This window comes from Celeribacter persicus (assembly GCF_003050785.1).
In the GTDB taxonomy this organism is placed as follows: Bacteria; Pseudomonadota; Alphaproteobacteria; order Rhodobacterales; family Rhodobacteraceae; genus Celeribacter; species Celeribacter persicus.
This window is the reverse complement of record NZ_QAOH01000012.1, coordinates 73,967-98,996: the sequence shown is the minus strand read 5'-3', so window position 1 is coordinate 98,996 and position 25,030 is coordinate 73,967. Positions and strand designations below refer to the sequence as shown.

The following is a 25,030-nucleotide window of genomic DNA, read 5'->3' as shown; positions in this document are numbered from 1 at the left end:
GGTTTGTCCCGGCCTTTTGTGTTTCAGCCGTCAAGGAAAGGGATCGGCACACCGAAGGCCCCGGCCAGAAGGATGAAATTGAGGCTCAGAACCGCGATGGCGTCCAGGATCGCGAGCAGGCGGATCGGCGGCGAGACGGTGAACGCCCCCATGATGTCGCGCCGTGCCACGAAAACGATCAACGCAATCATTGGCACAGGCAGGGCGATGGAGAGGATCACCTGCGATACCACCAGCGCCTGTGTGGCATTCACCCCCATGGCGACCACGACAAAGGCCGGGACCATGGTGATCAGACGTCGGAGCCAGATCGGGATGCGGATGTGCAGGAAGCCCTGCATGATCATCTGACCGGCCATGGTGCCGACCACGGAAGATGAGACGCCCGAGGCGATGAGCGATGTGAGAAAGATCGCCGCCGCAGCGCCCCCGAGCAGGGGTGTGAGCGTGTGATAGGCGGTTTCGATCTCGGAGACCTCGGAATGCCCCTGATGAAAGGCGCTGGCGGCCATCATCACCATGGCCATGTTGACCATGCCCGCGACGGCCAGGGCCAGAACCACTTCGGTGTTGGAAAAGCGCACCAGTTTGCGCCGGTCATTGTCGTCACGCGGCGTAGCGCGGGACTGGGTGAGGCCGGAGTGCAGATAGATCGCATGCGGCATCACGGTCGCGCCGATGATCCCCACGGCGATGGTAAGCGCGGCATGATCGGGCAGGGCGGGGCTGACGAGGCCAAGCCCGGTGGCCTGCCAGTCAATCGGCGCGATCAGAATCTCGGCGAGGTAACACAGGCCGATGACGCCCACCAAGGCCCCGATGATCAGTTCCATCGGACGAAACCCGCGCCCCTCGAACAAGAGGATGCCATAGGTCACGATGGCGGTGATCGCCATGCCGACGATCAGCGGCAGGTTGAACAGAAGCGAGAGACCAATGGCTCCGCCAAGGAATTCGGCGAGGTCGGTCGCCATGGCGGCCACCTCGCTCACGGCCCACATCACGAGTACCACAGGTTTCGAGAAATGATCACGCGACAACTCCGCAAGGTTCTTGCCGGTGACGATGCCAAGCCGGGCGGAGAGCGCCTGAAACAGCATGGCGATCAGGTTGGCGAGCAGCACGACCCACAAAAGCGTATAGCCATATCCCGCGCCCGCCTGAATATTGGTCGCGTAATTGCCGGGGTCCATATAGGCGACGGAAGCGATGATCGCAGGGCCCGCGAACAACAGCCGCGCGCGTAGCCCGTGGCGTTCGCCTCTGAGGACGGCGTCAATGCCTGTGCGGGTGTTGCGGGTGAGATCGAGCATGAATGGCTGGTCCGGCTTTGGCCGCTCGTGGCGACTCAGTGAACTTGCTTTGGTTGATTTATAGCCATTGCTATATTTCTTGCAAAACACAAATCTTTGTGCGGGTATCTTTTCGGGCGAGACTGGTGCATGGTCATGGTGTCGATTATATCTTCGGCAAAAAGAGGAGGCGCGGATGACGGAGATGGACGGACAGGTTCCCGAACGCTTTGCCCGCGCACGCGAGGCGCAATCGGTGGCGCTTCTGGAAGATTACGTGGAAATGATCGGCGATCTGATCGCGGAGTTGGGCGAGGCGCGGGTGGCGGACATCGCCGAACGCATGGGCGTCGCGCAACCTACGGCGACCAAGGCAATCTCGCGGCTCAAACGCGAAGGGCTGGCCACCGCACGGCCCTATCGCGGCGTGTTCCTGACCGAAGAGGGGGCCGATCTCGCCGACAGGGTACGGGCGCGCCATCGCACGGTGGTGGAGCTTCTGGTGGCGGTAGGTGTGCCCGAAGGGGTCGCGGAACTCGATGCCGAGGGGATCGAGCACCATGTCTCCGACGAGACGCTTGCGGCGTTTGAGGGATTTCTCAAAAGCAGGTGAAACCCGGGTGACACATTAAAAAGGCCGGGCAGAGCGCCCGGCCTTTCGCGTTTGAAGTGAGGTTCGTTCCCGTCAGCCCCGTCAGGCGGGTTTCTTCTTGCCACCGAAAATCTTGCGCACGAGGACGAAGAACAGCGGTACGAAGAGGATACCGAGCACGGTGCCGGTGATGGTCCCGCCCAGAACGGCTGCCCCCACGGCACGGCGGCCACCGGCCCCGGCCCCGGAGGACAGCACCAGAGGCACGACGCCGAGAGAGAAGGCCATGGAGGTCATGATGATCGGACGGAAGCGTTGCTTCGCCGCAGTCAGCACGGCCTCGAAGACATCCTTGCCGGCATCCACCTGTTCACGGGCGAATTCGACGATCAGGATGGCGTTCTTGCCGGTCAGGCCGATCACGGTCAACAGGCCCACCTGGAAGAACACGCCGTTCTGAAAGCCGAAATGCCAGGCAGTGAAGAGCGTGCCCAAAATCCCCACCGGCATGGCGAGCATGACGGAGAAGGGGATCGCCCAGCTTTCATAGAGGGCTGCGAGACAGAAGAAGATCGCGGCCAGGGAGAGCAGGTACAGCATCGGAGCCTGCGAGCCGGAATCCTTTTCCTCAAGCGACAGACCGGTCCAAGCGACGGAATAGCCGCCGGGGATCTGGCTGACCAGTTTTTCGATCTCCGCCATCGCTTCACCGGTGGAGACACCCGGCCCGGGCGAGCCCTGGATCTGCATTGAGGGTGTGCCGTTGTAGCGGTTGAGCCCCTGCGGACCGTAGATCCAGCGTTCGGTGGTGAAGTTCGAGAACGGCACCAGCTCGCCCGAGGAGTTGCGCACCCGCCATTTCTGTAGGTCCGCAGGCGTGGCGCGGCTGTCAGAATCGCCCTGAACATAGACGCGCTTGGTGCGGCCATTGTCGTTGAAGTCGTTCACATAGGACCCGGCCATGGCGATCGACAGCGTGTTGCCCACATCGTCCGGGTCGATGCCCATGGCCCCCGCGGCGCGCCAGTCGATGTCGAGCTTGAACTGGGTCGCATCTTCGAGACCCGAGGGGCGCACGGAGGCGATCAGCGGGCTTTGCGTTGCCATGCCCAGAAGCATGTTGCGCGCTTCCAGAAGCTGTTCGTGGGTCTGACCGCCCTGCGCCTGCAGGTAGAAGTCAAAGCCCGAGACGTTGCCCAGCTCGATCACCGCAGGCGGTACGATCGGGAAAGCCATGGCTTCCTTGATCCCCATGAAGGCCGGGAAGGCGCGGCCCGCAATGGCCTGCACGGATTGCGCGGGCGAGGGGCGTTCCTCCCAGTCCTTCATCCGGATGAAGGCCAGACCGTTGTTCTGCCCGGCCCCGGAGAAGGAGAAGCCCGCGATGCTGAACACCGCATCGACATTGTCGCTTTCAGCGGCAAGGAAATAGTCCTTGATCTGCTGGTTGGCCTTGAGCGTGTTCTCGGCGGTGGAGCCTGAGGGGCCCTGCACCAGCGCCATCATGATGCCCTGATCCTCATCGGGCAAAAAGCCCGTGGGGGTCTGCATGAAGAGCCAGGCGATGCCCGCACCCATCGCGCCGTAGATCACCAGCATACGCAGCGGGCGACGGATGATATACCCCACGGTCGAGCCATAGCCGCCGGAGATTTTATCAAAGGCCCGGTTGAACCAGCCGAACGGCCCGCGACGTGTATGATGGGCATCCTTGCCGCGCAGGATGGTGGCGCAGAGCGCCGGTGTCAGCGTCAGCGCCACCACCACGGAGAGCAGCATGGCCGAGACGATGGTGATCGAGAACTGGCGATAGATCACGCCCGTGGAGCCACCGAAGAAGGCCATGGGAATGAACACGGCAGAAAGCACGAGGGCGATACCGACCAGCGCACCGGTGATCTGATCCATCGACTTGCGGGTCGCCTCGCGCGGGCTGAGGCCCTCTTCCTCCATGATCCGTTCGACGTTCTCGACCACGACGATGGCGTCATCGACGAGAAGGCCGATCGCCAGCACCATGGCGAGCATGGTCAGCACGTTGATCGTGAACCCGAAGGCGGCGAGGATCGCGAATGTGCCGAGGATGACCACGGGCACGGCGAGCGTCGGGATGAGCGTCGCGCGGATGTTTTGCAAAAACAGCAGCATCACGAAGAACACCAGAACGATGGCCTCCATCAGCGTCTTCTGCACCTCGTGGATCGAGATTTCGATGAAGGGTGTGGTGTCATAGGGGATGACGTAGGTCATGCCCTCGGGGAAGAACTGGGAATACTCGTCGATCATTGCGCGCACGCGTTTCGAGGTGTCGAGCGCATTGGCGCCCGGCGCGAGCTGGATTGCCATGCCCGAAGCGGGCTGGCCGTTGTATTGCGAGATCGTGGAGTAATTTTCCGCTCCGACTTCGACACGCGCCACATCGTCCAGAAGCACGAGGCCGCCGTCGGATTCCGAGCGCAGGATAATGTTGCGGAAATCGTCCGGTGTCTGCAGTAGCGATTGCGCAGAGATTGTGGCGGTAAAGGCCTGACCCTCCGGGGAGGGCAGCGATCCGAAGGAACCCGCCGAGATCTGTGCGTTATAGCCTGAAACGGCCCCGACCACATCCGACGGTGTCATGTCGAACGCCGCCAGTTTCGATGGGTCGAGCCAGATGCGCATCGCGTATTTTGCGCCAAAAACCTGCGTGCCGCCGACGCCTTCGATCCGGCTGAAGGCGTCCACCATATTGGTGTTGAGGTAATCGGCAAGGTCGGCCTGATCCATGCTGCCGTCTTCGGAGATCACCCCGATCACCATCAGGAAGCCAGCGGAGCTTTTCTGCACCGTCACGCCCTGACGCTGTACCGCATCGGGCAAGAGCGCCGTGGCTTGCGACAGCTTGTTCTGCACCTGCACCTGCGCGATGTCCGGGTCGGTGCCCGTCGCGAAGGTCAGCGTGATCGAGGCTGAGCCCGCCGAGGTCGAGGAAGACGACATGTAGCGCATGCCGTCGAGCCCGGTCATCTGCTGTTCGATGATCTGGGTCACGGTGTTGGCCACCGTTTCGGCCGATGCGCCGGGATAGTTGGTGCGGATCGACACCGAGGGCGGTGCGATCTGTGGATATTGTGCCACCGGGAGCGTGAAGATCGACAACAGGCCAATCCCCATGATCAGGATGGAAATCACCCAGGCAAAGACCGGGCGGTCAATGAAGAAACGAGCCATTTATCTGGTCCTTATGCCGGTCATTCACTGGGCTGGGCGGCTTGCGGGGAGGTCTGGCCAGCGGCCTCGGCCCCTTGTTCCTGCGGTGTGACGGTCGCCCCCGCCGCAGTCTTTTGCAGACCGGCGACGATCACCCGTTCGCCCGCCGTGACACCGCCAGTGACGATCCAGTCGGTGCCCTGATCGCTCACCACGTCGAGCACGCGTTGTTCGACCACGCTCTCGGCATTCACCACAAGTACCATCGGGCGCCCGCGACGATCCCGTGTCACCGCTTCCTGCGGTACGCGCACGGCATTCGGCACCACGCCCTGCGGCATCTCGACCTGAACATACATGCCCGGCAGCAGGAAATGATCCGGGTTCGGGAAGGACAGCCGCAGCACGATCGTGCCGGTGTCCTCGTTGACATAGGGCTCGGCGGCGGAAAGCTCGCCCTTGTACTCATAGGAACTGCCATCGGCGAGGGTGAGAGAGACGGTCTGGCCGAGGGTTTCGGAAAATTCCGTGCCGCTGCCCATGCGGCGCCAGCGCAGCATGTCGGAGGCGGCCTGGGTCACGTCGACATAGACCGGGTCGAGCGCCCGGATCGTGGTCAGCGCGGTCGATTGCCCGGAGGTCACAAGCGCCCCCTGGCTCACCGCACTCAGCCCTACAGCCCCGGAAATCGGCGCGCGGATTTGGGTGCGCTCAAGGTCGATCTCCGCCGAAAGAAGGTTCGCTTCGGCGACTTTCACCGCTGCGGCGGCGCTGTCACGCTCGGCAATGGCGCTGTCGAGGTTCTGCTGCGCCACGACGTTGCGGGTTTTCAGCTCCTGCTGGCGCTCATATTCGATCTCCGCCGATTTCAATGCCGCTTTCGCCTGCGCGAGGCTCGCCTCGGCCACGGCTTTCGCAGCCTCGTAGGTCGCCGCGTCGATCTGGTAGAGCGGGTCGCCCTCGCTCACCGTACTTCCTTCCTGGAACAGGCGTTTCTGGATGATGCCGCCGACCTGCGGGCGTACCTCGGCCTCGGCGGAGGCGGCGACCCGGCCCGGCAGCGGGCTGCTGAGCGTCACGTCGCCCGCGCTCAGTGTAACCACGGTCACGGGCGTCGGCGGCGGGGCATTCTGGGCCAGAACGGGCTGGCTGGCCATCAGGGCGAGGGCAAGCAGAGCGGCGGTCCGGCGGGGCAGGACAGGACGTGGGCTGGGCATGGAGGTCTCCGGCAAAACAGGCCCCGGATCGCGTTGGTCGGGGCGAGGGGTTTTGATGGGCGCAGAGCGCGGTGGTCGGGGCGGGTTCCGGTTGTGCGTTGGAACGTGGCTTGAAATTCGATTAAAGAAACCCGATAGTTTTGTAAAGTGCGTCGAATGTGCGCATCCGATCAGGGAGTTGTGGGCTGTCGCAGATGTCCAAAAATAAGGCAGATATGTCAGAAGGCGCCCCGGACGCGTGCGCGCCGCGCAAGCGTGGGCGTCCGGTTCAGATGGATTTCGAGGCGCGCGAGGCGATGATCCTGGATGCGACCCATGGGTTGATGATGGAGCGCGGCTTCGATCAGGTCACCATGTCTGCAATCGCCCGGCGCGCCGGCATGTCGAAACGCACGCTCTATGCGCATTTCGACAGTCAGGAAGTGCTTCTCGGCCGTGTCATGGCCCGTGTCAGCGCCAATATATTCCAACCCTTGCCGGAAGAAGATCAGGACAAGCCTTTCGCCGAACGTCTGCGATTGCTTCTGACCTTCAACAAACCGCCGGGATCGGACCGGCAAAAGCTCGAATTCCTGCGCACCATCGTGGCGCGGGCGCAGACCTATCCCGCGCTGGCGCGCGGGCTGGTGCACAACGGGCGCGGACGTCTGACCGGTTATGTGCGTGACGAGATCGTGCGCGAGATCACGGCAGGGCGGTTGTCGCTCGCGCCGGAGCAGGCGGAGCTCTCTGCCGATCTTCTGGTGATTATGGCCTTCGGCGATCCGCTGGCCCGGTTGCTCGATCCGGATTTTCCGGAACCGACACCCGTGCTTCTGGCAGCGCGGCGCGATCTGGCAATCGGCCTCTTTCTCGACGGATGTGCCGCAAAAACGAGCGACAGCGCCTGATTTGCGGGCAAGTCCCACGCGCCGCCGCGCGACCTGACGAAAATACGGGCCTTCGCCGACTGGGAGGTTAGTGTCGCGAGACGAAGACTGCAACGGGACGAGAAAATGTCGGTCTATCATTGCACCCTTGGAGGGGAAGTGTTTCGCTTTTCGGGTCTCGCGGAGGTCATGGCCAAAGCCACGCCTGCGCGCTCTGGTGATGCGCTCGCGGGACTGATTGCGCAAAGCGATGTGGAGAGGGTAGCGGCGCAGATGGTTTTGGCCGATCTGCCTTTGAAAGCCTTCCTTGAAGAACTCCTGATCCCCTATGACGAGGATGAGGTGACGCGGCTGATCGTCGACAGCCATGATGCGGCGGCTTTTGCGCCCGTCTCGCATATGACCGTCGGTCAGTTCCGCGACTGGCTTTTGTCGGACGCCGCCACGCCCAAGGCGCTCAAAGCGCTTGCCCCCGGCCTCATGCCGGAAATGGCGGCGGCGGTGTCCAAGATCATGCGCAACCGCGATCTCATCGCTGTCGCCCGCAAGATCACTGTCGTGACGGCCTTTCGCTCCACGCTCGGGCTGGAAGGCCGGATCGGTTCGCGGCTTCAGCCCAACCATCCGGCGGATGACCTGAAGGGGATCGTCGCCTCAACGCTCGATGGTCTCTCCTACGCGGTAGGCGATGCCGTGATCGGCATCAACCCGGCGACCGACAACATCCCGACCGCCATGACGCTGATTTCCATGCTCGATGATCTGCGCGCGCGCTATGACATTCCGACCCAAAGCTGCGTTCTGACCCATGTCACCAATTCAATCGAGATCATCAATCGCGGCGCGCCTTTGGACATCGTGTTCCAATCCGTCGCGGGGACCGAGGCTGCGAACGAGGGATTCGGCGTCAATCTCTCGATCCTCAAGGAATCCCATGACGCCGCGCTCTCGCTGAAACGCGGCACGGTGGGTCAGAACGTGATGTATTTCGAAACCGGCCAGGGATCGGCGCTTTCCGCCAATGCTCATCACGGTATCGACCAGCAGACTGTGGAGGCCCGCGCCTATGCCGTGTGCCGCGCTTTCGATCCGCTGATCGTCAACACGGTGGTGGGGTTCATCGGGCCGGAATATCTCTATGACGGCAAGGAGATCATCCGCGCCGGTCTTGAGGATGTGTTCTGTGGCAAACTCCTTGGCCTGCCGATGGGCTGTGACGTCTGTTATACGAACCACGCCGAGGCGGATCAGAATGACATGGACGTGCTGATGACGCTTCTCGCCAACGCCCGCGCGCAATTCCTGATCGGGGTGCCCGGCGCTGATGACATCATGCTGAATTACCAAAGCCTCTCGTTCCACGACATCGCCTACCTGCGCAACTCGCTGGGTCTCAAGGCCGCGCCCGAGTTCGAGAGCTGGCTCGAAGCGATGGGCCTTGTGTCGGAGACCGGCCATCTGTTGCAAAGCGATCTTGGCGCGGCACGGCTTTTGGAGGCGGCACAATGAGCAATGTGGTGAACGACAAATGGGCCAAGCTGCGTGCGGCAACCCCCGCCCGCATCGGCCTTGGCCGCAACGGGGCGGGTCTGCCGACCGGGGCGAATCTCGAATTTCAGTTCGCCCATGCGCGCGCCCGCGACGCTGTGCATTCCGGGCTCGATCTCGACGCGCTCGAAATCGAACTTGCCCCTTTCGAAGTGATCCGTGTCACTTCTGCTGCGCCCGATCGCGCGAGCTATCTGCGCCGCCCGGACCTTGGCCGGAAACTCGGAGAGGGCGAGATGGACAAGCTCAACGCTCGCCCACCCTGCGACGTGGCTTTTGTCATCGCCGACGGGTTATCCTCCGCTGCTGTCCAATCCCATGCCGCCGCCGTGGTCCATGCCGCCGCCGCCAAACTCGAAGGCCTCACCCTCGGTCCCGTCGTCGTCGCCACACAGGCCCGTGTCGCCATCGGCGACGAGATCGGCGCAGCGCTCGGTGCGCGTTTGGTCGTGCTCCTGGTCGGAGAACGCCCTGGTCTGACCGTCGCCGACAGTCTCGGCGCATACCTGACCTATGGACCGAAGCCGGGGCTCAAGGACAGCGCCCGTAACTGCCTGTCGAACATCCACGGCAAGGGTGGCATGTCTTACGATCAGGCCGCCGACAAGATCGCATGGCTCACCCGCGAGGCGCTTAGGCGTGGGATCACGGGGACGGGGCTCAAGGAAGAAAGCAACACTCTTGAATAAGAAAACGCCCCGCATATCGGCGAGGCGTAATCTTTAAATCTCAATGAGATACTGTGCGATCTTACATCGCCGCCGCAACCGTGGTCAGCGCATTGTCCACGGCGGTCAGAATTTCGTCGATGTCGTCCGGGGTGGAGATCAGCGCGGGCGAGAAGCACAGCGTGTTGTTGAACCCCGGCAGCGAGCGCATGGTCGCGCCGATGATCACGCCCTGCTTGTCGCACTCGGCCACGACGGCCTGCACCAGTTTCTCGGCGAGCGGTTCCCTGGTCTCCCGATCCGCCACCAACTCCGCACCGCAGAACAGGCCAAGCCCCCGCGTGTTGCCGATCAGCGCGTGCTTGTCTTCAAGCATCGCCAGACCGTCCATCAAGCGTTTGCCCATCGCCTTGGTGTTGTCCAGAAGCCCCTCTTCCTCGATGATCGCCACGTTCTCCAGAGCCGCTGCCGGACCGGCCGTGCAGCCGCCGAAGGTGGAGATGTCGCGGAAGTGGTTGAGCGGGTCTTCGGGCTTGTCCTTGAACATGTCGAACACCCGGTCCGAGGTCAGCATGACCGCGATGGCGGCATAGCCCGACGCCACACCCTTGGCGGTGGTCACGAAATCCGGCTCGATGCCGTAGTTCTGATAGCCGAACCATTCGCCCGTGCGGCCCATGCCGCAGACGACCTCGTCGATATGCAGCAGGATGTCATACTTGCGACAAATCTCCTGCACCTTTTCCCAGTACCCTTTCGGCGGCGTGATCACACCACCGCCCGCCGTCACCGGCTCAAGGCAGAGCGCGCCCACGGTGTCCGGCCCTTCGCGCAGGATCACCTCTTCGATGGCTTCGGCAGCACGCTCACCGTAATTCTCCACGTCCCACTGTTTGCGGTACTCAAGGCAATGCGGCACCTCGACGAAATCCGGCACAAACGGGCCGTAATGCGTAGCGCGTTGTTGCTGGCCGCAGGCCGACAGTGTGGCAATCGTTGTGCCATGGTAATCGCGGTCGCGGTAGAGGATTTTCGACTTCTTGCCGCCATAGCGTTGCGCCGAGATTTGACGCACCATTTTGAAAGCCTTTTCATTGGCTTCCGATCCGGAATTGCAGTAATACATGCGGCTTAGACCCGGCGTTTTCGCGGTCAGGACCTCGGCAAATTTCGCCGCCGGGATCGACCCCGCGGAGCCCGCAAAATAGTTCATCTTGATGAGCTGGTCACGCACCGCATTGGCAATCCGTTCGCGGCCATAACCGACGTTTACCGTCCAGACGCCGCCCGACACCGCGTCGAGAAACTCGCGCCCGTTCTGGTCCCAGACCCGCATGCCCTTGCCCTCGACGATGATGCGGGGATCGCGGCTCTCCAAAAGCTGGTGCTGGAACATGTGGTGCCAGACATGGGCGCGGTCGGCCTCGATGATGGCGGAAAGATCATTGTCGTGCATGGCGGGACTCCGTGTTTCTTGGGCCAAGTAAATCACCGCTTGCGGGCCGGGCCTATAGAGCCAGAGCTTTAGATTTATTGGGCCAGTGGAATTTTGTATCAATTGGTCAAAATATGGACGCACATGCACTGGACTCATTGTTTTGAAATGCTGGTGCCTTTGCCGGGATAAATTTTCGGGCAATGCAAGGGGCATGAGCCAGATCGCATCCCAATTCCCCGACCCGCAGGCCGTCATCGCGGCCTATCAGACCCTCAACCTCGTGGGCGGTGCGCGCGTGCCCGTCGCCTCCGGCCTCGACGTGCTGAACCCGGCTACGGGCGCGGTGCTCGGGCAGGCTGCCGCTTCTGGCCCTGCCGAGACGGATGCGGCCGTGAAGGCGGCGAAAGCGGCGGCGGCGGCATGGGCTTTGACCCCGGCGCGCGAGCGTGGCAAGTGCGTCGCCGCCGCCGGGCGGGCTCTGGCCGAAAATTTCGAACTGGTGGCGCAGGTTCTGGCGCGCGAGACCGGCAAGGCCATTCGCACCGAATGCCGGGGCGAGGTGAAGACTTCCGCCGATATCCTTGAATTCTATGGCGGATTGGGTTCCGAACTCAAAGGCGAGACGATCCCGTTCAGCCCGCGCATGTTGACCATGACCACCCGCGAACCTCTGGGGGTTGTCGCCGCCATCGTGCCGTGGAATGTGCCGCTGGTGCTCATGATGCTCAAGATCGCCCCTGCTCTGGTGGCGGGCAACACGGTGGTGGTGAAGGCCTCCGAAGAAGCGCCGTTCGCGACCTATCTCGCCGCCGAAATCCTGATGGAACACCTGCCTGCGGGCGTGCTCAACGTGATCAACGGCACGGGGACCGCCTGTGGCGCGGCGCTGACCGCGCATCCGGATGTGGCGAAGATCACTTTCACCGGGTCGGAGGCCGTGGGGGAAACCGTTTACAAAGCCGGTGCCGCGCGCATCGTGCCGGTGTCTCTGGAACTGGGTGGCAAAAGCCCGATGATCGTCTGCGCCGACGCCAGGCTCGACAAGGCCGTGCCGGGCGCCATCGCCGGAATGCGTTTCACCCGTCAGGGCCAAAGCTGCACCGCCTCTTCGCGGATTTATGTCCACGAAAGCCTCTATGACGATTTTATTGCCGCCCTCATGACCGAATTGAATGCGCTCAAGATCGGCGATCCGCTCGATGAGGCCACGGACATCGGCACGATCATCAATGCCAAACAGGCCAAGGTGGTCTCCGATTACGTGGCCAAGGCCGAAGCAACCGCAGAGGCCAAGGTGATCCGCTGCGGCCAGATGCCGGAGGACAGCGCGCTCTCGCCCGATCTCTTCGCCATGCCGACCCTGCTTCTCGACCTGCCGGAAGATCATCCCTGCCTGCGCGACGAGATTTTCGGCCCGGTGGCAGCGATTCAGAAATGGTCCGACTATGAGGATGTGATTGAAAAGGCCAATGACAGCCGTTATGGGCTCGCGGCGTCCGTGTGGACCGAAGACCTCTCCACCGCGCTCGACGCCACCTCGCGTCTCAACGCGGGCTATGTGCAGGTGAACCAGAACCTGACGATCCAGCCCAACGTCTCCTATGGCGGGTTCGGGCGCTCGGGGCTTGGCAAGGAGGCCTCTCTGGAATCGATGCTCGCCCATTTCACCCGGTCTAAGACGATTGTGATCGCGATGGATTAAGGGGGGAGTTCTGTTTTGTTCGCGGGGCAGATCGTCAACCGATGCGGGATAAGCCGCCGTTCATGAACGCCATGGCGAAGGGTGGTTTGGAGCTCAAATCCTCTGATTCTGCATTTCACATAGATGTCCGCTTTTCGTTTTCTGGCGAGGCTGTGTTTCAGCTTCAGAGATTTTCCATTAGAATCTTGACGCGGTTAAGCTACTCGTCCTCATGCCAGAGATTTGGTGTATCAATAGCTTCTGTCTTGCCGAGCTTTGGCCAACGTCCACCATTTGATCTGCTGACTTCGCTGTCCCGTCCTTGATAGTTCCCATATCAATCGTAGTGTTAATATCTGTGACGAGTGTATTTCATGGACCACCTAGGGTAGGTGGGCTGGCAGTTGGCGGATCGGGGCGATTTCGCGGTCTCGCCAGCATTTCTCTTGCCAAACTGCGGGTCAATTGGGGAGTGTAGATTTAGTCTTCGAGTATCTGGCTGTGCCCATGGATGTGAACCGCATCGGTTTTTCGGCGTCATCAGTTGCTGAGTAGATTGAAGTGCTTCCAGCAAGAAACCAAAACCTTCCCCACATTGGACACGCGCAATGTCCGAATGGCTTTGGCCAGTGCAGGGCAACATGAGAGCAGTTGGTCTGCGATCTTTGCGCTGACCTCGAACATCAGGCGGCAACAAACCGAATTACCCGTGAGCAACATTATTTGAAGAGAAGCGCTGTCCCCCTAGGGTCAGGGCCCATTGATTTTCTGCAAGCGACGTGATTCACGGTTCGAAAACCGAGCGGTGGACATGTCTGATCTTTACTGGCTGTCCGACGAGCAGATGGCGCGTCTTGAGCCTTTCTTCCCCAAGTCCCACGGCAGACTCCGCGTCGATGATCGTCGCGTGTTGAGCGGGATTATCTTCATCAATCGCAATGGATTACGATGGCGCGATGCCCCTGCTGCCTATGGGCCTCATAAGACACTCTACAACCGTTGAAAGCGCTGGAGCGAGATGGGCGTGTTCGCCCGGATATTCGAAGGGTTGGCCGCCGAAGCGGCGGAGCCGACGACCATCATGATCCCCTCTCGGGACATCGCGTTGCGATGCCCTGCCGGGCAATGGACGCGACCTATCTCAAAGCGCACCGCACGGCCTTGAGCCTGCGGTCGAAAAAGGGGGATGAGCCATTGTGCGCCATTGGTTCAAGCACAATGGCGAATGGCGCCTGATCGGTCGCACCAAAGGCGGTATGAACACCAAGCTCCATGCGGTGACTGACACGAATGGCCGCCCGATCAGGTTCTTTGTGTCTGCCGGACAGGTCAGATGGAGTGGTTGCTGCCCTCCTTAGACGGCATCGCAATGTGCCAAGGTCGTGGTGTTCAACGCCACGCGCAAAGGAGGACGGCGAGATGAAGAATATGATGATTGGGGTCGATCTGGCAAAGGCAGTTTTTCAAGTTCATGGTGCCCTTCGAACGGGGGAGGTCCAGTTCTGCAAGAAGCTGACGCGGAAGCAATTCCCCGCGTTCATGGCGCAGCAAGAGCCCAGCATGGTGATTTTCGAGGCGTGCGGCAGCGCACATTTTTGGGCCCGTGAGATGGAAGCTCTTGGGCACGAGGTAAAGCTGATCGCCCCGCAATATGTGCGCCCTTTTGTGAAGCGGCAGAAAAATGATGCGGCCGATGCTGAGGCGCTTGTCATTGCGGCACGCCAGCCTGAGATGCGTTTCGTGGAGCCCAAAACAGTCGAGCAGCAGTCTTGCGCGGCGGTCTTCCGCGGCCGGGAACGCTTGGTGCATCAGCGGACCGCTGATGTGAACGCCTTACGGGCTCTGCTGTATGAGCACGGCTATGTGTTTCCGGTCGGCATGTCCCACCTCAATCGCATGACGGCGCTTGTGCAGGATGAGACCGTCGACTTGCACGCGCTGATCCGGGAAGAGTGCCTGGACCTGCTCGGGCAGATCGCGGAGAAAACCGCGCGCATCATTGAGCGCACCAAGAAGCTCAAGACGCTGGCCACCCAGTCAGACAGAGCACGCCGGCTGCAGACGATGCCGGGTGTTGGACCGCTGACGGCCGTTGCAGTCGAAGCGTTTGGTCCCGACATGGTGGAATTCAAAACCGGGCGCAACTTTGCGGCATGGTTGGGCCTTGTTCCTCGGCAACATTCCTCCGGAGGCAAAAAGCGCCTTGGTCGCATGACGAAGGCTGGTCAAGCCGATATCCGACGCCTGTTGATCATCGGCGCAATGTCGCGACTGAACTGGCTCGGACAGCGCACAATTACGGAGGGCAGCTGGTTGTCACGCATGCTGGCGCGCAAACCCAGGATGCTGGTCGCGATCGCGCTCGCCAATAAGATGGCCCGCCAGATCTGGGCGATGCTGACAAAGAATAAAGATTACAGAGATCCGGCGATGGCGATCGTGGCATGATGCTCATGTCGAACCGCTAGGGCCGGTGCCGAGGGAGTGTGAGAAGACGACGACCTGAATGGGCAAAATGATCGAACAGATCTGGATTGGGAAAACCAGTTAGTCGCTACGAGCATTGAGCTCGAAAGTCAGATTTGGACCCAATCTGCTGATCACCATCCCGGCCCGCGGCTTCTGGAAACGCCGTATCATGAAGGCCTCACAGAAGTTCGCACTCGATCACACGCTAATATGGTCAAAAGCTTCTTGCACTACGGGCGGCAACCACAGAAGTGACTACATCGGGGCACGGGCTTTGCTGAGCAGCCTGCCGGACGTCGACTGGCTGCTTGGAGACCGTGGCTATGACGCCGACTGGTTCAGAGAAGCATTGAAAGACAAAGGGATACGTGCCTGCATCCCGGGCTAAAAGCAGCGCAAGAAAACCGACAAGTACGACAAGCGCCGATACAAACGTCGTAATCGGATTGAGATCATGTTCGGCAGGCTCAAGGATTGACGGCGCGTGGCGACCCGCTGCGACAGATGCCCCAAGGTCTTCCTCTCTGCCATCGCATTGGCCGCCACCGTGCTGTTCTGGTTATGAGTTCTGGCCTTTGGCGTCAGATCAACCTAAGCGAGAATTTTATTGACAATTACATCTTAGGGCTTCTAGCCTCGAAGATGCTGAAGAAATCTTTCAAAAGGGAATTAGTCGTGTCGTATGATCCCGTCCAGGCGCTATTGGCCGCCGGTGTTTTTCAAGAGCCGATTCCAGAAACCCTAGCGCTGGCTCTGAAGAAAATGAACCAAGATGAAGTGGATATGATTATTTCGGCGCATTCCGAAACATCCAAAAACGCCGGTGTAGCGCCATGGGCGCTGCCAGCCGCGTCGGCGATGCAGGGCGAAGTGGCTCTGCGCTGCATGTGTGGTGTCTGGTCTGGGTCTGGATCGGGTGCAGAACAAGTCCAACGCTGAGGCAATTGGAACTTTACAGGTTCCCTGTTAGAGCTTGGACTACGCAGCCCGCAGTGTGGTGCAGTTAATTCTCCTGCGTTTTTTTGGGACCCTGAATGGAGAGTGTACCTGTGCTAACTGTTGATCGGCTTCAGGTTCCTGCTGACCTAACCTACTTCAAGCACAACGGATGTTTTCTCGTCATCAATCCCCTGGTGGGGGGGAGATGCGTGTTGACCGAGGAGGAGTTCGGCACGCTAAGAACGTTAAGCGACCCGCTCAAGAGCGGACAGTTGGACCTGAAGGATGGGGTCCGTCGCTTGCTGTCAAAACTTGTGCTGAATTGGATCGTGTACATCGACGGAAATCGGCCCAACCTCGATTTCGATGAAGTGCAGCTCTCTCAGGTTTATTACGCTATTACAGATGGTTGCAATCTGCGCTGCCCTTACTGTTATGCGTCATCGCTCAAGCGTCGGCCAGGCGAGTTGTCAACGGCCGAGTCGTTGGAGGTGATCGATCAAATCGCGATGATGGGTGCCAAACAGGTGATATTCACCGGCGGTGAGCCAACGTTGAGAAAGGACCTGTTCGCGATCGTCGAACATGCGCTGGACCTGGGCCTGACGGCAAACATCATAACAAATGGTACACTGATCAAGAATGCGGCCACGGCGCAGAAATTCGCGAGCTTGTTCAACATGGTCACGATCAGCGTGGATGGCGCCGCTGCCGCGTCTCATGACAAGACCCGTGGAGCGGGGTCGTTTGCCTCGACCTGCCGCGCTCTCAGGCTGTTGAATGCGCAGGGCGTTGTTCCGCAAATCAATCACCTTGTGACGTCTGACAATGTGGAGGCAGTCGAAGAATTTGCCACCTTCATGGATGATTTCGAGATTGGCGCTATCCGCCTGATGTCACACAACGATATTGGGCGCGGCGCCGAAGACGACTCGAGCTTTGGCTGGAAGGACCATCTTAGGCTGCAAGACATTTCATGGACTTCGTCCGTTGCGAACAAGATCAATCCCGACGTGCCAAAACCTTACAATCCTTGCACAGTTCGCGGAAATTGCGGGATGGGCGGCAATGAAATCTACATCGACTCGACCGGGAATGTGTATCCATGCAAGCTTGTGACTGAGAAGTCGCATCATGCGGGGAATGTCCGTGAACAATCGCTGAAAGAGATATTTGATCACCCGCTGCTGCGTGGAATGCGCAAAAGCACTGTGTTCGAGGGTGAATTTCATTCGGATTGCCGCAAGTGTTATATCAGGTCGTCCTGCGGCGGTGGGTGCCGTGCAACGCATATGTCCGAAACATTCAATATCGAGCGCAACAGCCGGAATTATTGCAGGATACTTCGTCACGGGATTATCGCGCGGATGTGGCAAGAGGTTGGGGTAGAACGAAAAGAGCTTGCAGCCGGAAACCTGGAGATGACCAAGCCGTATCTAGTCAGAACCGGGGAAGTTCACTCCGTCTTCTTTGATTGGAAATCTCAAGCGGCAGCGCCGGAAAGGACCGTGCATGATGCCGCTCCCCTGTCAAGTGTCGTAGGTTAACATGAAGCTTCGGATCAGCGAGTCCATGATGTGGAATGAGGTGGAGGGCAGCGTCTCTTTTTACCACCTTGAAACGGGCGACTTTCAAACTCTGAACGAAACAGGGTCGTACCTTTGGATGCTGGTTTCGGACGGCATGACGCGTCGGGATGTCTTGTCGGCCACTGTGGGGCACTTTGCTGCGGGCAATGCAGAATTGGCCGTGACCGTTTTGTCGGACACAAAGGGCTTTCTTGACACGGCACTTGCGAATGGATGGGTGGTGGAAACCGTACAATGAGCAGAGCAGTCGTCCTGGGCGGTGGTTATGCCGGATTGCTTGCGGCTGTTGCTTTGCGTGATCATGTCGACGAGGTCATGGTCATCGAGCGCGATCGGTACCCCGATCTGCCCGAACAACGGCTTGGTGTTCCACAATCGAGACATTGCCACCTGATGGTCGAAAGCTGCATGCGGGCGCTCGAGGCGCTGATGCCGGGAACAATCGAGTGCCTTTTGTCCGCCGGAGCGCGGAGGATCGATCTGACAAACAACGCCTTGATAAGCGCGCCAATGGGATGGTTCGAACGCTTCGACTTGGGCACATCCGTGATTTCCTGCAGTCGCGCGCTTGTGGATCACGTCATGCGCGAAAACGCAGGGATCGAGATTCGTCAGGAAACCACAGCGGATCGCCTGTTCGGGGACAAACAGCGGGTGGGTGGCGTCGTGCTCAATCGTGGTGATGGCACGACCGAAAAACTCGACGCCGCGCTTGTCGTTGACGCAACCGGTCGCAATTCCAAGGCGCCGGACTGGTTGTCCACTCTTGGTGTTCCAGCCGCGCGCGCGTCTGTGGTTTCGTCCGGCATGGCATCTTCTTCGCGGCGCTATGCGGCATCAAACGGTTTGTACGATGTACTTCCTGCCATTTTGCTGCAACCACAGGACAGCGCGTCCGCCAATGGCCGTGGTGCGACCGTGTACCCGATCGAAAATGAAGAATTCATCGTAACGCTGACCGGCCCGAAATCTGACCCTCCTCCCGTGACCGAGGACGGCTTTTTGCAATATGCACGCAGCGTGGGGCCCGAAATCGTCGCCGATCTAATGGCCGCATCTCCGCCGGTTGGGCTAGTCAACGGATACCGCAATCTTAGCAACATTTGGCGCCACTATGACGAGGCAACTTTTCCCCGAGGATTCCTGGCGCTCGGCGACGCGTTTGTTGCGGTAGAGCCCACCCATTCGCTTGGCATGGCGAGCGCCGCCTTGGGAGCACGTTGGCTTTCGGAAAACCTCCCAAGTGTCGGGCTCGACGGCAACCTGCAGGCCGGCATTGCCGAGGCTGCGACCGCCTTTTGGGATGTCACGAGAATGCAGCAGACGGCGCAGGATAAGAAACCAGAGAAACCCTCTTCTTCTTTGTCGTCGCTGGAACGCCGAATTTCACAACAGATCGCATTGGCCACATTGCGCAGCAAAGAATTGGCCAAAGACTTTTTCCAAACCCGGGCTCATCCGGGGGAGGGCTCGGCCTTGACAACTCAAGAGCGGCTGAAACTTGCGATGAAGGTTCGAAAGCCACCGCTTTCGACATTGGAGGCGATGGCGCAATTTCCGGAACTTGAAAAATGGGTGGCCGAATTCGGGGTGTTCGAGTGTAAAATCGAAAGCACCTCGTGAAACCGTCGCAGGATCACGCCAGGACTGGAGCAAGCAGCGTCATGCAGGACGTACTGAAGAATACCGCGTCGATCGATAGTTTTGCTTGGCGCCGCGACGCCTCGAAAGTGTGTTTGCCCGGGACGGACCGGGCATGCTCGGTCGCCAAAACCTTGGACATGGCGCGTGCGGCTGCCAGCAAGGTCGGGATCACCCGGGTCGCAGACATTACACGGCTGGATTCAGTTGGGATCCCGACGTTTCAGGCGGTACGCCCCAATTCCTTGATCGTTGTAGTATCGCAGGGCAAAGGGGTGACGCCGGATCTCGCACGGGTTTCTGCGATGATGGAGTCCATCGAGCATTGGCATGCCGAGCAGCCAATGGCTGGAGGCATCTTGGCCCCCATCCGTCAAATGAAGCCCCGGCTTGGCTATGATGTTTATGATCTACCACGGGCTGAACCGTCGGTATTGCACGACGGGCTGCCAATTTACTGGGTGCCGGCGGTGTCGCTCGTCGATGGATCAGCCACTTGGCTCCCGCACGAGTTGGTCTGTTTTTCTCTGGGGGGTGGTGTCGAATGGACACCACCTGCCTTTTTCGCGTCGACAAATGGACTGGCAAGCGGAAACTCGGTGCTCGAGGCGGTGTTGCACGGCTTGTATGAAGTGATTGAGCGAGATGCGATTACCCGGATGCTAAAGAGCGGAGGGCAAAACAGACAAAAGGTCGATCTTTTGTCGATCTCCTCCAGCGTCGTCGCGGGGTTATTGGAGAAATTCCGCAACGCGCAGGTCACGCTGGAGGTCTGTTCTCTTGAATCACCAACCGGGCTGCCATGTTTCATGGCGCAGGTTTACAGCCGTGATTACCCTGCTGAGTTCACAGGTTTTGGCTGCCATTCCAGCACGGAAATTGCTCTTACACGTGCAATCACCGAGGCCGCCCAGGCGCGCCTGGGCTATGTTTCCGGCGCCCGGGATGATCTAGATAGATCGCTCTCCACATCTCATCAGCAGCAGGTCAGTGCCGCGCAGGATGATGCCGTGGCCCTTGTCCCGAAATCCGCACGGATGAGCCTGTCTGAAGATCTGGATGAGGTTGTCGGGCGGGTGGTTCAGGCTTTTGACGCCCCACCTTTGTTCTCAGACCTGACGCACCCTCACATTGATGTGCCGGTGGTGCGTGTCGTTGTTCCAAACGCTCTTGTGACGCCGGAGGTCTTTTGATGCATCCGAACAAGACTGTCATCTTTGCTGGACCAACGATTTCACGCTCTGACATCACGGCGCATTTACCGTGGGCGGAGCTGCGGCCTCCAGCTGGTCGCGGCGATATCTTTGCTGAAAGTTGGAGCACGGGCGACAAGGCAATCATTGTCGATGGGTATTTCCGCGACCAGTTGTCGGTGGGCCACAAGGAAATCCTTTGGTTGATCGAACAGGGGGTCGAAACGATTGGATGCGCGAGCATCGGCGCACTTCGCGCCTGCGAACTGTCTGAGTTTGGCATGATTGGCGTCGGGTCGGTTTTCGAAATGTACGCCAATCAAGAAATAGACGGTGACGACGAAGTGGCCATTCTGCACGGTCCGGAAGAGCTCGATTTCTGCGCCTTGTCGGTCGCGATGGTGAACCTTCGCTATGGGTGCGAAAGAGCGATCTCGGCTGGCTTGATGTCACCGAGCGCTGCGGAGGGCATTACGACGATCGTAAAGGAAATGCCCTTTTTCGAAAGAACTTGGGAGCGCCTGTGCCAGGATGGTGATCTGGTGAAATACCATGACGAGCTTCAACTCCTCGAAGAGAACATTGGCTTGGGGCGCTGGAACCTCAAACTGCTCGATGCGGTGAGCGCTTTGACAGCCGCGGCTGAGGAAGGAGAGGCGCTGGAAGGGATCGGGACAAATGAAATACAGCTCACTAGGCTAACGCGGCACGAAGAGGTTTTCTGGCGCTCGCGCCGCAAGAACCCCTCGGGGCGTTGGGAAACTGATTTCGACGTATTGGATGCAGCCCGCCTTTTTGACCCCGACTACCCGGCGTTACACCACAAAGCCCTTGCGGCAATGCTCAGAGAGGCGGCTGGCAAAGGTCAGGAAACGTCCAACCTGCTTGGCGTCAAGAGCACAAAAGACCTCCCGGCCGAGTTGCACGACTGGTTCACGGAAAAAGAACTGGGTTCCTTGTCGCACGAAGACCTGTGTCTTCTTATCCTGGTGCGCGCCTGGCCAATCTGGCACCGCTGTGATTGGCGGTCCGAAATGGTAAACCAGATGCGCGGAACGGACCGTTGGTCTGATTGGCAGAACATCCTGAGCAAGGCAGATGAGGCGACCAACTCCGATCCGATCAAGGTTCCCCCGCCGCAAATTTGCGCAAGTCTCTTTTTGCGACATTGGAGGAATTTGGATAGCACACCGAAGATAGAGCACGCGCGACGGGGCTTTCACAGCTTGGAGGAACTGGGGCGAGCCGCGCAGCGCTTCTTCGCTCTGGATGTGAAAAGTGGCAAGAACCCGCGCGGAGACGGGCAAATCTGAAGCACGCTGATCGAGTTAGACTGTGGGGGAGGCGGAGCCTACTCCTTTTCATAAGCTGATGTCAGGATCACGCTTGCTTCGTCTATGATCCCCTCTAAAGCCTTTATCGCATTCCTCAGATTTGCTTTCATACTTCCGAAACGAGCATGCAAAAAGCATCTTTTGCGCTGCGGCGTCGTGGAGGCTATACGTTGATGCTTATCCACTCTTCAGTTTTTCCTCTGTCTGCAGGAAGCCGACATTTGCGCATAGGCAGCGAAATGGTGCTTTGTCCCACACAGCCAACCATCATGCACCCTGCGCCCAAGGTCCGTTTGATCTGAGATGTGTGACGGATAAAGAGTCCGGCCTTCTGTTTGAGGCAGGGATGAGATGCGATATTCCGGATTGGGGGCGCAGGGCGGAGAAACGCCCGCCGCAAGTCCGACGCTTTGCCGACAGTCCAATTTCAGTTTTTGGAGCTGTCTCGCACAGCTTCGATTGCCGCGCGCAATTCCGCGATTCCCGGCGCAATCTTGGCCAGATCAATCGCCCCGAACCCGAGCCGCAGCCGATTGAGTGGCGCATTCTCGCGCAGGTAATGGGGCGTGCCGTCCTCGACCAGCACGCCGCGCGCCTCGGCCTGTGTCTTGACCGCGCCCGCATCCATGCCTTCGGGCAAAGCGAGCCAGACGCCGGAGCCGCCCGTGGTCATGGTCACTTCGCAGCCGGGCAATTGCCGGTCGATCTCCCGCAGCATCACCCGCCATTTCTCCGCCATGCCACGCCGGTGACGGCGGATATGGGCGTCGTAATGTCCCTCGGACAGAAACAGGGCCATGGCCCGTTGCGCCAACGCCGAAGGGTGGCGATACATCAGCCGCCGCAGCACGCGCATCTCGCGGATCACTTCCGGGTCGGCGGCGATGAAGCCAAGGCGGATGCCGGGAAACAGCGGCTTGGTCAGCGATCCGACATGGATCACGCGCCCCGTGCCGTCGAGCGCCTTGAGCGTCGGATGCTGCGCGCCGACGAAGTTCAGTTCATGTTCGTAATCGTCTTCGAGAATGAGGAAATCATGGGTGGAGGCCGCTTCCAGAAGCGCCAGACGCCGCTCCATCGGCATGGTGATATTGGTTGGGCTCTGATGCCCCGGTGTGACATAAACTAGGTCTGCGCCTGCAAGATTCTCGCCTGCTTTCAAACCGTTGCGATCCACCGGAGAGGGGATGACCTCGGCACCTTGAGCGGCGAAGATATTGCGGGCATCGACATAGCCAGGGTCCTCGACATGGATCACCCGGCCCGGCGCCAGAAACAGATTGGCGACCATCCAGATCGCATTCTGCGCCCCCACCGTGATCAGAAGCTCATCGGGACCGGCGCGAAACCCGCGCTGTGGCAGGACGCGGCGGGAGATCTGTTCGAGCAAAAGCGGGTCGTCGCTGTCGAAGAGATCGTCCGCCCAGGTGCCGACATGGCGCGACGTGCCCGCCCGGCGCAGGCAATCGCGCCAGCGCGCCACGGAAATCTCATCGCGCCCGACCTGACCGTAAATGAACGGGTATGGAAAGCGCCGCCAGTCGGCGCGTTTGGCGATATTGAGCTGGTCGGTGAAGCGGCGCGGCAGGAAACGGTCGAAATCGGCGCGCGTACCCGTGCCCGTCCGATGCCGGGGCGGCGCGACATTGAGTTTCTCGCGCACGAAATTCTCGTCGATGAAATAACCGCGCCTTGGCTTGGCGGTGATGAACCCGTCCTGATGCAGCCGCTCGTAGACGATGGAGATCGTGTTGCGCGAGACCTTGAGGGTCTTGGAAAACTCCCGCGAGGAGGGCAACGGATCGACCGGCGAGAGCGCACCGTCGAGAATGGCCTGAATGAGCCGCTCCTGAATCTGGTGCTGCAAAGAGGCGCTCTGATCGAAAGGCTGTTCGAAATAACGGTCCAGCATGGGTTTTCTCATGGTTCTTCGGTGACGGCCCGCGTGGTTTCGGCGCGGTCCCGATCCTGCCCCGATACGGGCAAACCGGCGGGTCAAACGCCACTCTATTGTGCAGCACGAAAGGTGACAGAAGGAAAGCCCCTCTGGCTCCATATTTTGCACCTTCTGGCTCTAAATTGAGCAAAAGCCCGACCTCTAGGCTTTTGCATGAGCGGTATCGGGCCAGACGCCCAGCCGCCGCATAACAACACACAGGTTCACGGGGAGTGACATGACGACAATCAATTCGACCACCGGACAGCGCAATGGCCTCAAGCGCCGCTCGTTCCTGAAAGGCACCGCGACGGTTCTCGGCGGTCTGGCCGCACCGGCCATCGTGAGCCGGTCCGCGCTTGCCTCATCGGGCGAGATCAACGTGATGATGTGGTCCGACTATCTGCCGGAAAGCTTCGTTACCGCCTTCGAAGGCTCCACGGGCATCAAGTTGAACTTCACCGGCATCGGTTCCAACGAAGAGATCATCAACAAGCTGAAAGCCACGGGCGGCGAGGGTTTCGACATCGTGTCGCCGACCGTCAACCGCAACCTTCTCTGGGCCGAACTCGGCCTGCTGCAGCCCTTCGACATGACGAAGATCGCCATCGAGAAGGTGAACCCCGCCATGGCTCTGGGCGAGAAGCACTGGAACTTTGACGGCACTTGCTGGGTGCCGCATATCTGGGGCACCGAAGGCGTGGCGTGGCGCACCGACCTGTTTACCCCTGCGGGCGAGTTCCCGTCCTATTATGACATCTGGGATGACGCCAACGCCGGTAAGACCATGGGGCGTGGCCATTCCATGTTGCTGGGCCTTGGCCTCGGCATGGAACGTCTTGGCATGATGGAACCCGGTTCCATGTGGGCGGCGTATGAGAGCCCGGAGAAAATGACCGAGGTCTGGACCAAGGTCATCGAGCACGCGATCGAGAAGAAAGGCAATATCAAGCTGATCTGGAACGACGCCGACACTCAGAAAAACGGCCTTCTCAACGAGGGCGTTATCGTGGGTCAGACTTGGGACGGTCCGCCGATCGCTCTGAAGAATGAAGGCGAGCCGGTGATGTACCGTGCCCCTGTCGAAGGCGCGATGGCCTGGGTCGACGGCATGTCGATGCCCACGGGCGCCAAGAACATCGAGCAGGTCTATGCCTTTATTGATGCCTGCTACAATCCCGAGTGGGCCGGTGAGGCGATCAAGACCCATGGCTACAACTCGCCGGTTCTGGGCGCGGATGCCTATGGTGGCGAGATTTACGCCAAGAACTTTGCCGATGCCTATCCGGGCGACGCTCTGGCGAACCTCAATGCATGGCCGGCTGAGGCGCCGTGGTACTCGGAAATGCGCACCGAGTTCACCAACAAGTTTCTCTCGGCCTAATCCCGATCAGGCCCCGCCATTTTGGACGGGGCCTTTTCATACTCAATTCAT

Annotated in this window: 18 protein-coding genes and 2 pseudogenes; 15 read left to right on the top strand and 5 right to left on the bottom strand. The window is 59.9% G+C overall.

The window, feature by feature from the left end; translation table 11 throughout:
* Nucleotides 1–23: 23 nt before the first annotated feature.
* On the bottom strand, nucleotides 24–1,313 hold the full coding sequence (locus C8N42_RS14835; RefSeq protein ID WP_107817358.1) for an Nramp family divalent metal transporter: 1,290 nt from the start codon (nucleotides 1,311–1,313) through the stop codon (nucleotides 24–26).
* Between the two features lie 106 nt (nucleotides 1,314–1,419).
* Between C8N42_RS14835 and mntR the strand changes: the two genes are divergently transcribed.
* Complete coding sequence (mntR, locus tag C8N42_RS14830) at nucleotides 1,420–1,905, top strand: manganese-binding transcriptional regulator MntR (RefSeq protein WP_425430530.1); 486 nt, start codon at nucleotides 1,420–1,422, stop codon at nucleotides 1,903–1,905.
* A gap of 81 nt (nucleotides 1,906–1,986) precedes the next feature.
* Here the strand turns inward: mntR and C8N42_RS14825 are convergent, their stop codons facing one another.
* Both C8N42_RS14825 and C8N42_RS14820 read right to left on the bottom strand, forming a co-directional pair.
* Nucleotides 1,987–5,094 carry an efflux RND transporter permease subunit gene (locus C8N42_RS14825; protein ID WP_107817356.1) on the bottom strand — a complete coding sequence of 1,036 codons (3,108 nt, stop codon included), beginning with the start codon at nucleotides 5,092–5,094 and terminating at the stop codon, nucleotides 1,987–1,989.
* A gap of 20 nt (nucleotides 5,095–5,114) precedes the next feature.
* Entirely contained in the window at nucleotides 5,115–6,290 is a 1,176-nt protein-coding gene (locus C8N42_RS14820) for an efflux RND transporter periplasmic adaptor subunit (RefSeq protein WP_107817355.1), read from the bottom strand.
* Nucleotides 6,291–6,505: 215 nt separating this feature from the next.
* On the opposite strand from C8N42_RS14820, the gene C8N42_RS14815 reads away from it, so the two are divergent.
* The 3 genes from C8N42_RS14815 (at nucleotide 6,506) to eutC (ending at nucleotide 9,396) form a co-directional block, all read left to right on the top strand.
* Nucleotides 6,506–7,180: a TetR/AcrR family transcriptional regulator gene (locus C8N42_RS14815; RefSeq protein WP_170109319.1), complete on the top strand. Its 675-nt coding sequence runs from the start codon at nucleotides 6,506–6,508 to the stop codon at nucleotides 7,178–7,180.
* A 105-nt stretch (nucleotides 7,181–7,285) separates the two neighbouring features.
* Nucleotides 7,286–8,668: an ethanolamine ammonia-lyase subunit EutB gene (locus C8N42_RS14810; protein WP_107817353.1), complete on the top strand. Its 1,383-nt coding sequence runs from the start codon at nucleotides 7,286–7,288 to the stop codon at nucleotides 8,666–8,668.
* Nucleotides 8,665–9,396 carry an ethanolamine ammonia-lyase subunit EutC gene (gene eutC / locus C8N42_RS14805; protein WP_107817352.1) on the top strand — a complete coding sequence of 244 codons (732 nt, stop codon included), beginning with the start codon at nucleotides 8,665–8,667 and terminating at the stop codon, nucleotides 9,394–9,396. Before C8N42_RS14810 ends, eutC begins: the two co-directional genes overlap by 4 nt.
* Nucleotides 9,397–9,457: 61 nt before the next feature.
* Here the strand turns inward: eutC and C8N42_RS14800 are convergent, their stop codons facing one another.
* The gene (locus tag C8N42_RS14800; RefSeq protein WP_107817351.1) at nucleotides 9,458–10,831 is read right to left on the bottom strand and encodes an aminotransferase family protein; all 1,374 of its coding nucleotides are present in this window, start codon (nucleotides 10,829–10,831) and stop codon (nucleotides 9,458–9,460) included.
* Nucleotides 10,832–11,024: 193 nt separating this feature from the next.
* Between C8N42_RS14800 and C8N42_RS14795 the strand changes: the two genes are divergently transcribed.
* From C8N42_RS14795 to C8N42_RS14750, 10 genes and pseudogenes are all read left to right on the top strand, one after another.
* Nucleotides 11,025–12,515 carry an aldehyde dehydrogenase family protein gene (locus tag C8N42_RS14795; protein ID WP_107817350.1) on the top strand — a complete coding sequence of 497 codons (1,491 nt, stop codon included), beginning with the start codon at nucleotides 11,025–11,027 and terminating at the stop codon, nucleotides 12,513–12,515.
* Nucleotides 12,516–13,305: 790 nt separating this feature from the next.
* A pseudogene (locus tag C8N42_RS14790) lies at nucleotides 13,306–13,825 on the top strand (IS5 family transposase); the annotation flags it as partial.
* 88 nt (nucleotides 13,826–13,913) lie between these two features.
* On the top strand, nucleotides 13,914–14,942 hold the full coding sequence (locus tag C8N42_RS14785) for an IS110 family RNA-guided transposase (protein ID WP_107817349.1): 1,029 nt from the start codon (nucleotides 13,914–13,916) through the stop codon (nucleotides 14,940–14,942).
* Between the two features lie 271 nt (nucleotides 14,943–15,213).
* Nucleotides 15,214–15,528, top strand: a pseudogene (locus tag C8N42_RS14780) (transposase); the annotation flags it as partial.
* Complete coding sequence (locus C8N42_RS14775; protein WP_170109311.1) at nucleotides 15,468–15,902, top strand: hypothetical protein; 435 nt, start codon at nucleotides 15,468–15,470, stop codon at nucleotides 15,900–15,902. The pseudogene C8N42_RS14780 and the gene C8N42_RS14775, both read left to right, overlap by 61 nt.
* Before the next feature lie 95 nt (nucleotides 15,903–15,997).
* Complete coding sequence (stsB, locus tag C8N42_RS14770; RefSeq protein ID WP_107817347.1) at nucleotides 15,998–17,449, top strand: StsB family radical SAM/SPASM domain sactipeptide maturase; 1,452 nt, start codon at nucleotides 15,998–16,000, stop codon at nucleotides 17,447–17,449.
* 1 nt (nucleotide 17,450) lies between these two features.
* The gene (locus C8N42_RS14765) at nucleotides 17,451–17,729 is read left to right on the top strand and encodes a PqqD family protein (protein ID WP_107817346.1); all 279 of its coding nucleotides are present in this window, start codon (nucleotides 17,451–17,453) and stop codon (nucleotides 17,727–17,729) included.
* On the top strand, nucleotides 17,726–19,114 hold the full coding sequence (locus C8N42_RS14760) for an NAD(P)/FAD-dependent oxidoreductase (RefSeq protein ID WP_170109318.1): 1,389 nt from the start codon (nucleotides 17,726–17,728) through the stop codon (nucleotides 19,112–19,114). Before C8N42_RS14765 ends, C8N42_RS14760 begins: the two co-directional genes overlap by 4 nt.
* Before the next feature lie 41 nt (nucleotides 19,115–19,155).
* Nucleotides 19,156–20,325, top strand: coding sequence for a YcaO-like family protein (locus C8N42_RS14755; protein ID WP_107817344.1), 1,170 nt, complete (start codon nucleotides 19,156–19,158; stop codon nucleotides 20,323–20,325).
* On the top strand, nucleotides 20,325–21,638 hold the full coding sequence (locus C8N42_RS14750) for a TfuA-like protein (RefSeq protein WP_107817343.1): 1,314 nt from the start codon (nucleotides 20,325–20,327) through the stop codon (nucleotides 21,636–21,638). Before C8N42_RS14755 ends, C8N42_RS14750 begins: the two co-directional genes overlap by 1 nt.
* 448 nt (nucleotides 21,639–22,086) lie before the next feature.
* On the opposite strand, the gene C8N42_RS14745 is transcribed toward C8N42_RS14750, so the two are convergent.
* Nucleotides 22,087–23,571, bottom strand: a complete 1,485-nt coding sequence (locus C8N42_RS14745) for an aminotransferase-like domain-containing protein (RefSeq protein WP_107817342.1) — start codon at nucleotides 23,569–23,571, stop codon at nucleotides 22,087–22,089.
* A 262-nt stretch (nucleotides 23,572–23,833) separates the two neighbouring features.
* Here C8N42_RS14745 and C8N42_RS14740 point away from each other — a divergent pair, with 262 nt between their 5' ends.
* Nucleotides 23,834–24,979: an extracellular solute-binding protein gene (locus C8N42_RS14740; protein ID WP_245890163.1), complete on the top strand. Its 1,146-nt coding sequence runs from the start codon at nucleotides 23,834–23,836 to the stop codon at nucleotides 24,977–24,979.
* Nucleotides 24,980–25,030 lie beyond the last annotated feature (51 nt).